Genomic DNA, 15,838 nt, shown 5'->3' with positions numbered 1-15,838 from the left:
ATGAGATGGCTGAAAACAGTTGCTAATTACCTAAATGAAATAGCAGGTGTACCGAATTATAAACGGTATTTGATTCATTTTCAAAAACACCATCCTGGTGGAACGCCACTTTCTGAAAAGAAATTTTACCAAAAAGCAATAGATGAAAAATATGGGAATAGTAGCATCAGGCGTTGTTGCTAGACCATATCAACTTATTTAGAAAGGACTGCATGAGTTGAAAGGTTTTAATCACCTTACCTTACGTATTAGTGACCTTCAGAGAAGTCTAACTTTTTATTGCGATATACTTGGAATGACATTGGTCCATCTAGCTCGAACCGATGCTTACCTTGAGTGGGGAACTGCGTGGATATGTCTATTGGAAAAGAGAGATCAGAAATTCCCTAATGAAGGATTAGGAATGGATCATGTCGCATTTACCGTAGAGGAATCTGATTTTCATCGATTAGTAAATCGAATGAAAAAGCAGGGAATTCCTATTGTAAGAGAACCGATCAAACGCGGAGGTGGACTATCCTTTCAATTCCAAGATCCAGACGGTATTGTATTGGAAATTTTCACTGGCTCCCTAAAAGAACGAATGAAAAATTGGCAATAACAGTACACTTCCCCTTTCCTTATGGATAATTCATATAATTAACCATATAGTGAATATATGGAAAGGGGTGTTACTATTAAACTTTTACTTTCTTTATCTTTATTAGTGGCAACTTGGCTAACTTTGTCTCCAAACAACTCCTATGCAGCTCAAGATGAACCCATCTACTATCAAATTGAAATAAATAAAGAGACAAACAAACTTTATTTGTACGCTGATGGTAAAGTAAAAAAAACGTATCCAGTTGCTACAGGACGATCAAATGATTTAACACCAGAGGGCACCTTTCCTTTGGTTGTAAAAATAGTTGACCCTAAATGGAAGGATACTCCAGGCGGTGATCCAAAAAACCCCTTAGGACCTAGATGGCATGGTCTAGAAGTGAATGGAGATCGCGGCCGCACCTATGGTATTCATGGTACCAACGATCCAGATTCCATTGGCAAACATGCATCAAGTGGATGTGTTCGCATGAATAATGAGGATGTCAAAGAACTCTATCAAATCGTGAATGAAGGCACTCCCGTATGGATACATAGCGGAAAAAGTGATAATCATTGGCGAGGTAATGCATCAGTGGGGTTACAAAAAGAGGCAGGAACTGTTACCATACCTCGAACTAAAGTAAAGCTATGGACAGGCCCTAATATAGGTTCGTTTATCACTACTACAAAAAATAAATCTACTACACTTGAGAAAACAGGAATATCCGGAAATTGGGTGCAGGTAAAGCTAGGGAATAACAAATACGCGTTCATTCAAAAGAACTTTCTTATTTCAGCAGAGAAGTCTACTATTATTGTAGATGTAGACTTGGCAAATATCCGCTCAGAACCAAATACCTCCTCTACAGTCCTGCAGAAAGTAAAATATGGAACCATTTTAACTTACAAAGATGTGCAAGACGATTTTTATCAACTGCAATTAAAAAACCAAACCACAGGTTATATCAGTAAGACAACTGTACAAGAATAGGAGCAAATATAATGGCTATTCAAAAATTAGAACATGTAGGAATTATGGTCCAAGATCTAGAACAATCTATCGCATTTTATCGTGACGTGATAGGAATGGAAATTCGGGGTACATTGGTGCATACGGACCCAAGCATCACACTGGTATTCCTTTCTTTTCCGAGTTCTTCTGAAACTGAAGTAGAGCTTATACATGGTTACAAAAATGATTTACCAAAAGAAGGAGTCGTGCATCATCTAGCATTTGCAGTTGACAACATAGAAAAGGAAATAGAGCGTTTAAAGCAACTTAATGTGCCTTTTGCTGATGAAGAAATTACAATTCTACCTAATGGAGCAAAATATATCTTTTTTTATGGCCCTGATAAGGAATCACTTGAATTATTCGAATCACCGAAATAAAGTAGTATACCCACTTGGTATATACCAAGTGGGTATTTTTAAATGAAATTATCCTAAAAACTCTTGTAACTCACGGATTAATTCCTCAGGAGCCTCATACATACTCATGTGACCTACCGATGAAATGACTACTTTTTTAATATGATCTCCTTCTGCTGCAAATACTCGCTCGGCTGGAACTACCTTATCATTACTCCCAGCTACCAGAAGAACAGGGACAGTTGCGGTTGCTAACACAGCTGATAAATCTGGTCTGCTGCGCATTGCTTCTAAAGCTGCTAGTGCACCTTCTGTTGAAGTTTTATAACCAATTTCTTTTGTAATTTGTTCGTATTTCGTAAGATGATCAGGAGCAAATAATTTAGGAACAAGACCATCGACAAATACTTGGAGACCATCTGATTTGATCTTTTCCATTCCAGCAAGTCTACCTGCTTTTGCTTCCTCCGTATCTGGAAGAGCAGTAGAATGCACAAGTGCAAAACGTTCTAACAAAGAAGCATACTTTTTAGCAAAAGCCACAGTAATGTACCCACCTAATGAATGTCCAATCAGCGATATTTTCGTAAGGTTTAGTTGCTGGACAAGACTTGCAACTTCATCAGCATAATCTTCAGTAGTAAAAGTTTCATCAGATAAAGAAGAACTTCCATGTCCAGGTAAATCAATTACGATTACTCGATAATTTTGTGAGAGCGGCTCTATCACATGATCCCAATAATGCAGATCTCCTACAAAACCATGAATCAGCACTACTGGGTTTCCTGCTCCTTTATCTGTAAAGGAAATCGTTGTCCCTTTAGTGGTTTTTATTGTTTTTGTTTTCATATGTATATCCCCATAAATTGGGTTCCCCCCTCTATCTACTCTACTTTTTCCTAAATCATTCTATTATACTATAACAGAATAGTCACAATTTTAATATTGCATGTACATACCAAAAGGAGGTTTGTATTTGATTCATATTATATCCGGAGACTTATTAAAATCCGATTGCACCATCATCGGACATCAATGCAATTGTTGGGGAGTAATGGGCGCTGGAATTGCAAAGCAAATACGCCTATTGTATCCGGAAGTTCATGAGACAGATAAAAACTTTTCTATTCCTTACGGCGCAGATCGCTTAGGACGTTTTTCATATACTAAAGTCAAGGATAAAAAAGTAGAAAATCGCCTCATCTTCAACTTATATGGACAAAATCGCTATGGGAGAAAAAGAACATACACAAAAGTAGAAGCATTGCAACAAGCGGTAGATACAATGCTTCAATTTATACAATCTGAATACGAGGGAACGATTAAAATAGGACTTCCATTTGGAATAGGTGCTGGATTGTCCGGTGGAAATTGGGATGAAATATCTCAGATGTTATCAAAAGTATCTGAGCAAAATAATCAAGATATCTTTTTATATCAACTTCCATCACCTGATCAAATCCGATACCACAGAGAACAGTAAGACTTCTCTTCTGATTAAATAAAACCCAACACTCCAAATAATATACGCTATAATTACTATAAGGAGATATCCAGAATGGAATCTCACTTATTTTTTTATTTCTCATGATGTAAGTACACAACAACACTTGGATCCTTTTAAGGACTGAGATGGAGGAATGAATGATGGTGAAGGATTTAAAATTTTTACAAGCTCAAAAATCAAAAAGAAAGATTTCAATGGTAACTTGCTATGACTATCCTACAGCAGTTTTGCTCGATCATGTAGATATTGATGTCGTATTGATTGGAGACAGTGTAGGTACCAACGTGTTAGGATATCACAGTGAAAAAGAAGTTACGATTGAGGACATTCTTCATCATGTAAAAGCAGTTCGTCGTGGTATTTCCAAAGCTTATGTTGTAGCTGATTTACCTTATCAAACCTACCAAAACCCAGAAATGGCTCTTCAGAATGCAATAAAATTGCAATCAGCGGGGGCTGATGGCATTAAATTAGAAGGAGCACACGAAGAAATTATTCACCACCTAACTTCAAATGGATTTGAAGTATGGGCTCATCTTGGATATAATGCACAATTTCAGCCTAAAGCAGCGATACAAGGGAAATCATTTTCCGAAGCTAAGCAATTGATAATAGACTCCATTCGAATACAACAAGCAGGTGCTAAGTCATTAGTTTTGGAACTAGTACCCGAAGAAGTTTCAAGCGAAATAACGAAAAAATTAAGGATTCCTACTATTGGCATTGGTGCTGGACGCTATACGGATGGTCAAGTTTTGGTCGTACATGATTTATTAGGAATAACTCCGCATTCATTTCGGCATGCAAAAAAATACGCCAATTTACGCAAAGATATATTCGAGTCCTTTCAACTATACATCCAAGATCTTCAGATGAGTAAATTTCCTACAGAAGCACATTTCAAACATATGCACCCTGACGAGCTAAAACAATTTAAGATGTGGCTTGAAGATGGGATAGAGTTTAATCAGATTAAAAATAAAAGTTGAAATAAAAAAGGCTTGAAGACCTAGTATGAATTAGGATTCAAGTCTTTTTTATATTTTTATTTATCTAACATTTGGTTGAATACATTTTTGAGCTGGGTTAATGATCAGTTTGTTTTGGATACACCGAATTTTAACTTGTAATCCTTTTTCTATACAACAAATGTTAAAGAAGTTTATGTGCTTTTCAATATCCTTGACTGATAAACTTATAAGGAAACTATCACCTCCATAATCTCATCCGCAATCCCTTTTTCCCAGGCTCTTCCATGATTTTTTTCCCTAGTTCCAATTCTCGAATCAAAGGATATAACGAATCCAATATGTATTTATAATCATTTGAAGTTATTTTGTTAGATTTTACAGCCTTTAAAAGGAGCTTTTTCTGAAAAGTTTTAGAAAGTAACTTCTTAACTTCTTCTTTTAATGCTAGATCTTGTTCCCAATGTTTTTGTAACAAACCAATCCCGGCTAATAACTCTCCATCTCGAAAGTAACCTAACAAGATATCGTTATCCAATCGATAAACTATTTCCCAGCCTATGTAATCCAAAAAAATATCTTGTCTTAACCCTCTGGACAAGTCAGAAACCGTTAAATCAGCCAATGTTTTATGTCTAATTCGGTTATACCATTGTGGTAAAGGATATTTATTTGATTCTTCATCATTAAATTCATCATAGTTAAATCCTTTGATTTTTTCTATTTCTTCAAGAGTTAAACGACATATTTCATCTCTTGCCATCTTTTTCACCCCCTTAAACCAATAAGAACATTTATTTACTAATAGAAATTATACAAGAATCATCTACACATAGGTTATAAAAAGGAAATAATTATAATAATCTGATTTTTAAAACCCGTTCTATGCAAAAAGGATGCTAGGAGCATCCTTTTCATCATTTGTGTATTTCTGCTAACTTTTTTTCAGAAGGCAGAAAGAATCCTAGAACACCTAATATAGGTAAAAATCCAACGATTGATATGGTTTTCGTTATACCAATTAGGTCTGCTAGATTTCCAAATAAAACCGAACCAATTGCACCTAATCCAAAAATAAAACCCACTGTTAATCCTGACATAGTTCCAATCTTGCTTGGAACTAAATCTTGTGCATAGACAACAGATACAGAAAAACTAGTCATCATGATAAATCCTATTAAAAGTATCAAAACAAAACAACTGATAGGTCCAACATAAGGAAGTAAAATAGTGAATGGCGCACTTCCTAATAGAGAATACAAAATTACATTTTTCTTCCCAAATCGATCACCGAGAGGTCCACCAAAAAATGTTCCTACTGCCCCGCTGATGAGAAATGCAAATAAATATGCTTGTGAAGTGGTAATGGAAAAGTGATACGTTTTAATAATGTAAAAACTGTAATAATTGGTCATACAAACAATGTACAATGAGCGGGCCAATAAGATAAACATCGTCAATATAAGGGCAATCCATACCGTTTTGCTCAAATTAGCAGACCCTATTGCCGCTTTTTTCTTTGTCATCACACGTACATGAAGTTCATTTCGATACCACTTTGCAATATATGTTAATAATAAGACAGCTAGTGCAGCTGCAAAAGTAAACCAGATAGCACCAAACTGCCCAAATGGAACTAAAATAAGAGCTGTAATCAGAGGAGCTAAAGCTTGACCTGAGTTTCCTCCTACTTGATAGATGGATTGAGCCAGACCCTTTTTGGAACCAGCAGCTAAATGTGCCACTCGAGAGCCTTCAGGATGGAATACAGCAGATCCCATGCCTACGAGTGCCACACTAAAAATAATCCAACTATATCGGGGGATAAGTGCCAGCATCAACATTCCTAACAAGGAACATGCTAGTCCGAGCGGTAATGCATAGGGTCTTGGTTTTTTATCAGAAAACCAACCGATCACAGGCTGAAATAAGGAAGAAACGATATTTAAAACAGCTGCAATTACCCCTAATTGAGTAAAAGTAAGGCCCATTTCCTTTTCTAAAATAGGAAACATCGCAGGAACTACTGCTTGGAGGGTGTCATTTAAAAGATGACAAATACTAATGATAAACAATATCTTATAGGTAGTAAGCGCAATCTTGTTATGTTCAGGTGTGGTTACTGAGATCGGAGAAGACATTTCTTGTACTTCCTTTCTTTCCGTCATCCATTTTGTATAATAACATTTATAAATAAAATTAAAAAGGTTTCCAACTAACATTTTTTGTTTTATTAACCTGAAGATGGTCGATACTAATAAGAAGATATTTCCATCGCTCGTTTTAGAATAATTATGGGAATCTCCTTTCGTGTCCTGGCGAATAAAGTATAATAGAAGAGAGCTATGCTTCCTTCTAAAAATATGTATATAAAAGATTTTTGAAAATACAGATACAAAGGGTGACCACAGTATTATGATTAAACCAAGCGCAAGCGCTTTATATAAGGAAGCATTTGAAGTTTTAGAAAAAACAAGTCGAACATTCTCTATTCCAATTAGTTATTTAACAGACGGATTAAAAGAAGCTGTAGCTTCTGCTTATTTATGTATGAGAGCTATTGACGAAATCGAAGACCATCCTGACCTTCCATCTGCTACAAAACATGATCTTCTAGTAGAAATTAGTAAATTATTAAATGCTGGAGACATGGATGAAAAAGTTTTGAACGGCCTCTATAAGCCCTATCAATCGAAGCTTCCTGAGGTAACCCTTCGATTATCAGATTGGCTAAAAATATGCCCTCCAGCACTTCAAACACGCATTAAAGAAGCGACATCCATCATGGCACAAGGAATGGCAGAATGGGTGATGAAAGATTGGCAGATCAAAACTGAAAAAGATTTAGATGATTATACCTACTATGTTGCTGGATTAGTCGGTGTCATGCTCTCAGACATTTGGGAATGGCATGATGAAACGAAAACCGATAGAGATTTAGCCATTGCTTTTGGAAGAGGATTACAATCAGTGAATATACTAAGAAATCGTTCAGAAGATAAAGATCGTGGAGTCAATTTTTTCCCAGACGGTTGGGGGGAAAAAGAAATGTTCGATTATGCGAAACGAAATCTCGAATTAGGGGATACTTACATCGAAAGTTTAAATCCAGGATCGATCCTCCACTTTTGTGAAATTCCTCTAGCTCTTGCTCATGGTACATTGGATGGTTTAGCTCAAGGAAGAGAAAAAATTAGTAGAACTGAAGTAAAAGAAATTGTTAATAGAGTAGTCTCGGAATAAGAAAATAGAAATAACAAAAAGAGTGTCTCTCAATAGGCACTCTTTTCCATTCTCTGCTTCTCCAATTCTGTTGTCATCTGCTCGACTAATTCTGGTCTGCCATGAAATTGAGCAGGAGTGTTTTGAAAATGGGCCACTTCCCACTTCCCTTCTTTTTGAATTGCTACTAACGTCTGCACAGCATTTAATTCAGGATTTAACTTTGACTCTCCTTCTGGGACCATCCCTGCAATCGCCCGTAAAACTGCAATTTCAGATTGCAAAAAGCGAATATTTTTAATGATACAAGTAAAAGGAGGAGTTGAATGATGAGCAAAAATCTCATCTAAGTGTTCAAATATAAGTTGACGTCCAGAAATACAAGTTCCATCAAAACCAATCATCTCCCCATTTGTCTCAAAGCAAGATGACATTTGCTCCGCATTACGATCATTCCATGCTTGTATTAACTTAAGATATAGTGTCCGTACCGAGTCTTCATTCTTCATTTAGACTGCTCCTCCCATGCTCAGATGAGCAAAAATAAAATATATGATGCATATCCATCTTAGCCAAATAAGCGTCTCTCCCATTCCCTTTGAAGTTTGTTTCTTCACAGCAAAAGACCATTGTTATCAATGGTCTTAAGTGCTACCTTTACTTTTTATCTTGCTACAGCAAAAGAAACCTTGGAATCCAATGCTTGGGATAGATCTTCCATAAGGTCTTCAACATTTTCTAAACCTACAGAAAAGCGAAGCAACCCATCTGTTATCCCATGTTTTAATCTAACTTCTTTTGGCATTGCCGCATGGGACATCAATGCAGGATAAGATAAAATACTTTCTACAGAACCTAAACTAACAGCAACGATAGGTAGTCGAATCTTCTGAAGTAGTTGCCTTACTTTTTCTCCACTTCCTACATCAAAAGATAATACTGCACCATGCCCACTGGCTTGTTTGCACTGGATACGATGACCTTCATGTTCCTCTAAACCGGTATAATATACTTTCTCCACTTCTTTATGCTCCTGTAGCCACACTGCTAGCTTTTCTGCATTTTTGGAAGATATGTCCAACCTAGCTTGCAGTGTTTTTAATCCACGAAGGATTAACCATGAATCTTGCACTCCGAGTACTGCTCCAAACGCATTTTGCAGGGTCTTCATTTGATCTGCTAATTGTTCATCCCTTACTGCTACAAGTCCTGCCACTACATCACTGTGTCCGCCCAAAAACTTCGTTGCGCTATGCACAACGATATCAAATCCAAATGCTAATGGACGCTGATAATAAGGTGTTAGAAATGTATTATCGACAATAGATAATAATTTATTTTCTTTTGCTATTCTTACTATTTCACTTAGATCTGTTACTTTAAGGGTTGGATTAGAAGGAGTTTCGATATAGATAGCTTTCGTATTTGGACGAAGTGCTTGAGTGATAGCTTCTGTTTTGGTTGTATTGACAAAGGTACTATCAATACCAAATCGACTGAGCACTTGCGTTAAAATACGATACGTACCACCATAAACATCTTGTGAAACAATGATATGGTCTCCTTTGGACAATAACAGAAACACAGTAGATATTGCTGCCATACCTGAAGCAAAAGCAAAGCCTCGACAACCACCTTCTAGCTTTGCAATGGTATCTTCTAATGCTTGGCGTGTTGGATTTCCACTTCGGGAATAATCGAATTGTCCCGGTTTATCAATATCAAACTGATGAAAGGTAGAAGCTTGATAAATGGGAACACTTGAAGCCCCTGTCTGTGGATCTAACTCATTTCCATTATGCAATAACAATGTCTCTATTCTCATCCAAATCACTCCCCATTTCTTTTTACTAGGCACTTATCCGTATTAACTACTGAAGTTCTTGTCCTATTTTTTTGCATCAAAAAACCCCTTCTCCTAAGAGAAGAGGCCAGTTTTATCCATCGTTTCCTCTTCCCTTATCTATCAGGAATATACTTCCTGCAGGAATTGGCACCTTATTGAATAAATCAATTGGTTGCCGGGCTTCATCGGGCCAGTCCCTCCGCCACTCTCGATAAGAGAATTATCAAAATATTATTTTATTCAAGATTTGCTCTAGCTATTTTTAGGTTATCCTACATCCGGATAGAAGTCAAATACGAAAACAAAATTATCCGATATTATTGTGAATTGGGGTACTGATTGTGGATGTGGGTATCCACAATCAGTACAGAACCCCGAGAGCGCTTGTTATGCGGCGCTCAGCTTAGCCAAAATGGCTTCAACGACAGCAGTCCCCATGGTGGTCCTCACTTGGCGCCTGGCAGACTGACCTCGACCGTTGTCGAGACTTGCAAGCGGCATACGGTGGGAAAGACGACCAGGGGCTCCAGGACCCAGAGTTTGCACACCACAAGGCTTCTTCGAAGGGCGGTTCGGCATAACGACTCCAGAGTTCTGGTTGACACCAAATGTAAGTTAAGTATAACGCCTAAACAAAAAGAATTGCAACTGTTCATCGATTATTGTATATTCATCCAAAGAAATCCTTAAACCCAAAAGCAAGTACTCGAAAATTTCTGTATAGCAAATAATCAATCTTCTTTTTCTTATAACCCTGTAGTATAATTAGTAGTTGGGAGTAACAAATTTAACCAAATATAATCTTTCTCTTATCAAGAGCGGTGGAGGGACTGGCCCGATGAAACCCGGCAACCAATTGATCTAAGGATCAATATGGTGCCAAATCCTGCGGATGATTGGATTCCGCGAGATGAGAGCTGGCGACACAATCGTTCACCTTTCATCTCTAGATGAAAGGTTTTTTTGATCTTACACAAAGGATGATAGTAATGAACAGAAAGCCCATTGTAGAGCGACTGAAAGAAAAAATACTTGTCATCGATGGAGCGATGGGAACAATGCTTCAACGTGCGGAGTTAAGCGAAAAAGATTTTAATGGTGAGGAATATGAAGGATGCAATGAAATATTAAATCTAACCCGGCCAGATGTAATTCTTAATATTCATAAATCATATTTAGAAGCAGGTGCCGATATTATTGAAACCAATACATTTGGGGCAACTTCCATTGTTTTAGCGGAGTATGATTTACAAAACCGAACAACAGAAATCAACCAAGCAGCAGCCCGAATAGCTTGTACAGCCCGAGATCATTTTAGTACAGCAGAGCATCCTCGTTATGTAGCCGGCTCTATCGGTCCAACCACCAAAACCCTTACTGTGACAGGCGGAATTACTTTTCATGAGCTAGCTCACTCCTACTACGAACAAGTGGAAGCACTTTTGATGGAAGACATTGATCTACTTTTATTGGAAACCTCACAAGACACCTTGAATGTAAAAGCTGCTTGTATCGGAATGGAACGTGCTTTTCAAGCGAGGAAAAGACGTGTTCCGATTATTATTTCTGGAACAATAGAACCAATGGGTACCATGCTAGCCGGGCAAAATATCGAAGCATTTTATTTGTCGATCGAACATCTTAATCCTCTTGCAGTTGGATTAAACTGTGCGACAGGACCGGAATTTATGAAAGATCATATTCGCACTTTATCCACTCTAGCTACTTGTGCTGTTTCTTGTTATCCAAATGCTGGTCTACCAGATGAAGACGGTAATTACTTGGAAACTCCATCAGCTTTGGCAAAAAAATTAAGCGAATTTGCTGCGGCTGGGTGGCTTAATCTAGTCGGTGGTTGTTGTGGCACAACACCTGAACACATCCGTGCGATTAAACAAGCTGTTGCGGCCTTTCAGCCACGCAACCCTGCCCCCTCTCACCTTCCTGCTGTTTCTGGTATAGAATCTGTCTATGTTGAGGAAGACAATCGACCCCTGCTTGTCGGAGAACGTACCAATGTAATTGGATCACGTTTATTTAAATCATGGATTGCAGAAGAAAAATACGAAGATGCATCTGAAGTTGCTCGTAAACAAGTAAAAGGTGGAGCACAAATCATCGATATTTGTCTTGCAGATCCTGATCGTGATGAGTTAGAAGACATGGAACAATTTTTGAAATTTGTGACAAAGAAAGTGAAAGTGCCGCTGATGATAGATTCTACAGATCCAAAAGTAATAGAAATGGCTTTGTCCTACTCCCAAGGTAAAGCGATTATTAATTCCATCAACCTCGAAGATGGAGAAGACCGTTTTGCGGAAGTTGTCCCTTTGATCCATCGTTTTGGAGCTTCTGTAGTAGTTGGTACCATTGACGAGGAAGGAATGGCTGTTTCAAAAGAACGAAAATTAGCAGTGGCCCAGCGATCCTTTCAGTTGTTAACAGAGAAGTATAAAATAAATCCCCAAGATATTATTTTTGATCCACTCGTTTTTCCTGTTGGTACTGGTGATGAACAATATATTGGCTCTGCTTTAGAAACAGTAGAAGGAATTCGCCTTATAAAAGAAAGCCTGCCAGCATGTACCACTATACTCGGGGTTTCTAATGTCTCATTTGGTTTACCTACTGCTGGTCGTGAAGTATTAAATGCAGTTTACCTTTATGAGTGCACCAAGGCCGGGCTCGATTATGCCATTGTGAACTCCGAGCGCCTTGAACGATATGCTTCAATTCCTGACGAAGAAAGACAACTAGCAAAAAAATTGTTATTTGGTACAAACAAAACGAACTATGAAGAAGTATTAGCTACTTTTACTGAATTTTATCGCGAGAAAAAAATAGAAAAGAAACAATCTGCGAAAACCTTAACTCTAGAACAGCGCTTGGCAAATTATGTTGTAGAAGGTTCCAAAGACGGATTAATTGCCGATCTAGATCTGGCTCTACAAAAGGACTCTCCTCTGGATATCATCAATGGACCACTTATGGCTGGAATGGATGAAGTCGGACGACTCTTTAATGATAACCAATTAATCGTAGCCGAAGTGCTGCAAAGTGCAGAAGTGATGAAAGCCTCTGTTGCACATCTAGAGCCTCATATGGACAAGAAAGAAACTTCCTCCAAAGGAAAAATCATTTTAGCTACTGTAAAAGGAGATGTTCATGATATTGGGAAAAATCTAGTTGAAATTATTCTGTCCAATAATGGCTATAGCATTGTAAATCTCGGAATTAAAGTAACTCCAGAACAATTAATTGCTGCTTGCCGTGAAGAACTACCCGATGCAATTGGTTTATCAGGACTCTTAGTAAAATCAGCACAACAAATGGTTATCACTGCTCAAGATCTACAATCAGTTGGAATCGACATTCCTCTCTTAGTAGGTGGGGCTGCTTTAACTAGGAAATTTACCGAAAACCGAATCGCTCCAGCTTATGAAGGACCTGTTCTTTATGCCAAAGATGCTATGCATGGCTTAGATTTAGCAAACCAATTAAGCTCTCCTAACAAAAGAAAAACCATTGTCGAGGAAATGCATCAGAGAAAAGAACAAATAAAAGAAAAACGAGAAACCATAGAATCAGTAGTTCCCATCACTCGAACACCTGTGACTCGCTCACCAATCGACCGAAAAGCAAAATTATTTGCTGCTCCTGATTATGCACGTCATGTTTTACGAAATTATCCCCTTCAACATCTGAAAGCCTATATCAATGAACAGATGCTCTTGGGAAAACACTTAGGTATAAAAGGAAATGTAGCAAATTTATTAGAAAGTGGTGATCCAAAAACGGTTGAACTAAAAGAGCAATTGGATCACCTTTGGAATGAAGTTATAGCCAATTCATATTTGTCACCCCAAGGTTTATATCAATTTTACCCAGCACAATCCGATGGAGACACTGTACTAATATATGACCCTACCAATACATCGCAAATAGTAGAACAGTTCCATTTTCCAAGACAACAGATAGAGCCTCATTTATGTTTAGCTGACTTCCTTCGTCCAGTAACTTCAGGGGAGATGGATACCGTTGGATTTTTTGCAGTCACTGCTGGAAAAGGGGTACGAGAGCTCGCGGAAAACTGGAAAAATAATGGATCTTACTTATACTCTCATATGATTCAAGCTTTAGCTTTAGAGCTAGCCGAGGCCTTTGCAGAAAGAATACATCAGATCATGCGGAACGCATGGGGCTTCCCAGATCCCCTAGAAATGACAATGAAAGAACGGTTTGGGGCACGTTATCAAGGAATTCGAGTCTCTTTTGGTTATCCTGCATGTCCTGACCTAGAAGACCAAAGTAAATTATTTCATCTCTTAAAACCAGAAGATATCGGAATAGAGTTAACAGAAGGATTTATGATGGAACCCGAAGCATCTGTCTCTGCAATGGTATTTGCCCACCCACAAGCTCGTTATTTCAATGCGATTTAGGAGGGATAAACTTGATACCTTTTCGAGCATACATGAAAGACCATATTCTTTTAGGCGATGGAGCGATGGCTACTTACTTGTTCCAACAGGGAATATCCGTTCACACCTGCCAAGAAGAACTAAATTTAAGCGAGCCAACGCTCATTGAAAATGTGCATCGTAAATACGTGAAGGCAGGCTCCATGATGATCGAGACTAACACTTATGGTGCAAATCGAGAACGTCTTTCACGTTATGGTTTGGAAAATAAAGTAGCAAAGATCAACCGAGAAGCCGTTACTATTGCCAAAACAGCTGCTGGAGAGGATGCATATGTCTTTGGATCTATTGGTTCCATACTAGCAGGGCGAGTGATGGAGTATGATCCAGAGGAATATCTAGATTTGTTTGAAGAGCAAGCAACTGCCCTTTTATATGGAGGCGTAGATGGGATATTGTTAGAAACTTTTTTGGATGTACATGAGTTAAAACTAGCTGTAAAGGCTATTCGTAATCTCACAGATTTACCCTTATTCGCTCAATTTTCCTTAATTGAGGTTGGACGAACGCGTGATGCTTATTCCTTATCAGAAGCTTTTAAAGAAATCGCAGAAAAAGTCGATGGAGTAGGATTAAATTGTCGGCTCGGACCTGTAGAAACTTTACGTAGTTTGGAAAAATCAATTGTTCCAGAGTCCCTCCTGCTTTCCGCTTTTCCAAATGCCGGCAGACTAGGAATTACAGACGGAGAAGTTAAGTATAAATCCCACCCTGCTTATTTTGCTGAGATATCGAAGCTAATGATCAGCCAAGGCGTCAATCTCATCGGCGGCTGTTGTGGGACAGCGCCTGAACACATCGCACAAATGAAAGATATTGTGGAAAATGTAAAGCCTGTCAAACGCATCAACCCATCAATTGATGAATTTTCCATTAATCATACTCGACATGTGTTGGTTCATCGACAAAATCAAGACTCCATTCTTTCCAAAGTCAAACAAAAACGAACGATTATCTGCGAGTTTGATACACCTAAAGATTTAGATACTACTGAGTTTCTAGTAGGTGCGCAAAAATTGCATGAGGCCGGGGTCGATTCTATCACCATGGCTGATAATGCACTTGCCACAACACGAATGAGCAATTTAGCTCTAGGAGCAATCCTAAAATCCCAGCTCGGATTGAATCCCCTTCTTCATATTGCTTGTCGTGATCGTAATCTAATTGGTCAACAATCACATTTGATGGGGTTACATGCGTTAGGAATTGATCAAATACTTGTGATCACAGGTGATCCATCCAGAATCGGTGATTTACCTGGTGCTAGTTCTATCTATGATGTTACTTCTTTTGAATTAATCCGTATGGTAAAACAGTTAAACCAAGGACTTTCTTTTTCAGGAAAACGATTAAATCAAACCGCCAATTTTATAGTAGGTACTGCTTTTAACCCTCATGTACGGAAAATTGAAAAAGCGGTAGAACGATTAGAAAAAAAGATAGAAGCTGGTGCCGATTTTGTGATGACACAACCTCTGTATGACCATCAAAGTATCCATCGTTTATATGAAGCGACCAAACACATTCCAATTCCTATATTTATCGGGATAATGCCCATCACTAGTTATCGAAACGCTTTGTTTTTGCACAATGAAATTCCAGGAATTAAAATTACAGATCACGTATTAGCTCAAATGGAAAAAACACCAGAGCCAGAAAAGGCAAGACAACTCGGTATCGATATTACAAAAGATTTACTGGATGGTGCAATGGAGAAATTTCGAGGTATTTACTTGATTACACCATTTTCCTTTTGGCAGATGAGCGTAGAACTCACTCATTATATTCGCGATCAAGACAAACAACTTAAAAAAGTGATTCCTTAAGCCAAAACAGAAAAAAGCTACTACACACAAAA

General features: G+C 38.1%; 14 protein-coding genes and 2 riboswitches. Of the genes, 9 read left to right on the top strand and 5 right to left on the bottom strand.

Translation table 11 applies throughout. The features are described 5' to 3' along the window. The 4 genes from MK805_RS10865 to MK805_RS10850 all read left to right on the top strand — a co-directional run bounded on the left by MK805_RS10865 (position 1) and on the right by MK805_RS10850 (position 1,977). Positions 1 to 183 carry a YbdD/YjiX family protein gene (locus MK805_RS10865; protein WP_240875917.1) on the top strand — a complete coding sequence of 61 codons (183 nt, stop codon included), beginning with the start codon at positions 1 to 3 and terminating at the stop codon, positions 181 to 183. A 34-nt stretch (positions 184 to 217) separates the two neighbouring features. Beyond that, the gene (locus MK805_RS10860) at positions 218 to 601 is read left to right on the top strand and encodes a VOC family protein (RefSeq protein WP_240875916.1); all 384 of its coding nucleotides are present in this window, start codon (positions 218 to 220) and stop codon (positions 599 to 601) included. A gap of 105 nt (positions 602 to 706) precedes the next feature. Further along, positions 707 to 1,576, top strand: a complete 870-nt coding sequence (locus tag MK805_RS10855) for a L,D-transpeptidase family protein (RefSeq protein ID WP_240875915.1) — start codon at positions 707 to 709, stop codon at positions 1,574 to 1,576. Positions 1,577 to 1,587: 11 nt separating this feature from the next. Then, entirely contained in the window at positions 1,588 to 1,977 is a 390-nt protein-coding gene (locus tag MK805_RS10850; protein ID WP_240875914.1) for a VOC family protein, read from the top strand. A gap of 48 nt (positions 1,978 to 2,025) precedes the next feature. On the opposite strand, the gene MK805_RS10845 is transcribed toward MK805_RS10850, so the two are convergent. After that, the gene (locus tag MK805_RS10845; protein WP_240875913.1) at positions 2,026 to 2,805 is read right to left on the bottom strand and encodes an alpha/beta fold hydrolase; all 780 of its coding nucleotides are present in this window, start codon (positions 2,803 to 2,805) and stop codon (positions 2,026 to 2,028) included. Between the two features lie 127 nt (positions 2,806 to 2,932). Between MK805_RS10845 and MK805_RS10840 the strand changes: the two genes are divergently transcribed. Then, positions 2,933 to 3,439, top strand: a complete 507-nt coding sequence (locus MK805_RS10840) for a macro domain-containing protein (RefSeq protein ID WP_240875912.1) — start codon at positions 2,933 to 2,935, stop codon at positions 3,437 to 3,439. A 161-nt stretch (positions 3,440 to 3,600) separates the two neighbouring features. Continuing rightward, positions 3,601 to 4,452 carry a 3-methyl-2-oxobutanoate hydroxymethyltransferase gene (gene panB, locus MK805_RS10835; protein WP_240875911.1) on the top strand — a complete coding sequence of 284 codons (852 nt, stop codon included), beginning with the start codon at positions 3,601 to 3,603 and terminating at the stop codon, positions 4,450 to 4,452. A 220-nt stretch (positions 4,453 to 4,672) separates the two neighbouring features. Here the strand turns inward: panB and MK805_RS10830 are convergent, their stop codons facing one another. Beyond that, positions 4,673 to 5,194, bottom strand: a complete 522-nt coding sequence (locus tag MK805_RS10830; RefSeq protein ID WP_240875910.1) for a contact-dependent growth inhibition system immunity protein — start codon at positions 5,192 to 5,194, stop codon at positions 4,673 to 4,675. A gap of 154 nt (positions 5,195 to 5,348) precedes the next feature. Next, positions 5,349 to 6,572: an MFS transporter gene (locus tag MK805_RS10825; RefSeq protein WP_240876106.1), complete on the bottom strand. Its 1,224-nt coding sequence runs from the start codon at positions 6,570 to 6,572 to the stop codon at positions 5,349 to 5,351. A 274-nt stretch (positions 6,573 to 6,846) separates the two neighbouring features. Between MK805_RS10825 and MK805_RS10820 the strand changes: the two genes are divergently transcribed. After that, the gene (locus tag MK805_RS10820; protein WP_240875909.1) at positions 6,847 to 7,674 is read left to right on the top strand and encodes a squalene/phytoene synthase family protein; all 828 of its coding nucleotides are present in this window, start codon (positions 6,847 to 6,849) and stop codon (positions 7,672 to 7,674) included. 29 nt (positions 7,675 to 7,703) lie between these two features. Here the strand turns inward: MK805_RS10820 and MK805_RS10815 are convergent, their stop codons facing one another. Then, positions 7,704 to 8,162 carry an SgcJ/EcaC family oxidoreductase gene (locus tag MK805_RS10815; RefSeq protein ID WP_240875908.1) on the bottom strand — a complete coding sequence of 153 codons (459 nt, stop codon included), beginning with the start codon at positions 8,160 to 8,162 and terminating at the stop codon, positions 7,704 to 7,706. Positions 8,163 to 8,317: 155 nt separating this feature from the next. Beyond that, positions 8,318 to 9,478: a cystathionine beta-lyase gene (metC, locus tag MK805_RS10810; RefSeq protein ID WP_240875907.1), complete on the bottom strand. Its 1,161-nt coding sequence runs from the start codon at positions 9,476 to 9,478 to the stop codon at positions 8,318 to 8,320. Between the two features lie 131 nt (positions 9,479 to 9,609). After that, a riboswitch (SAM riboswitch) is annotated at positions 9,610 to 9,717 on the bottom strand. Positions 9,718 to 10,305: 588 nt separating this feature from the next. Further along, positions 10,306 to 10,416, top strand: a riboswitch (SAM riboswitch). 72 nt (positions 10,417 to 10,488) lie between these two features. Here metC and metH point away from each other — a divergent pair. Then, positions 10,489 to 13,941: a methionine synthase gene (metH, locus tag MK805_RS10805; RefSeq protein WP_240875906.1), complete on the top strand. Its 3,453-nt coding sequence runs from the start codon at positions 10,489 to 10,491 to the stop codon at positions 13,939 to 13,941. A gap of 32 nt (positions 13,942 to 13,973) precedes the next feature. Beyond that, the gene (locus MK805_RS10800; protein WP_240876105.1) at positions 13,974 to 15,806 is read left to right on the top strand and encodes a bifunctional homocysteine S-methyltransferase/methylenetetrahydrofolate reductase; all 1,833 of its coding nucleotides are present in this window, start codon (positions 13,974 to 13,976) and stop codon (positions 15,804 to 15,806) included. Positions 15,807 to 15,838: the final 32 nt, after the last annotated feature.

Origin of the sequence: Shimazuella soli, assembly GCF_022511585.1 — a bacterium.
In the GTDB taxonomy this organism is placed as follows: Bacteria; Bacillota; Bacilli; order Thermoactinomycetales; family Thermoactinomycetaceae; genus Shimazuella; species Shimazuella soli.
This window is presented reverse-complemented; position numbering and strand designations above follow the sequence as displayed.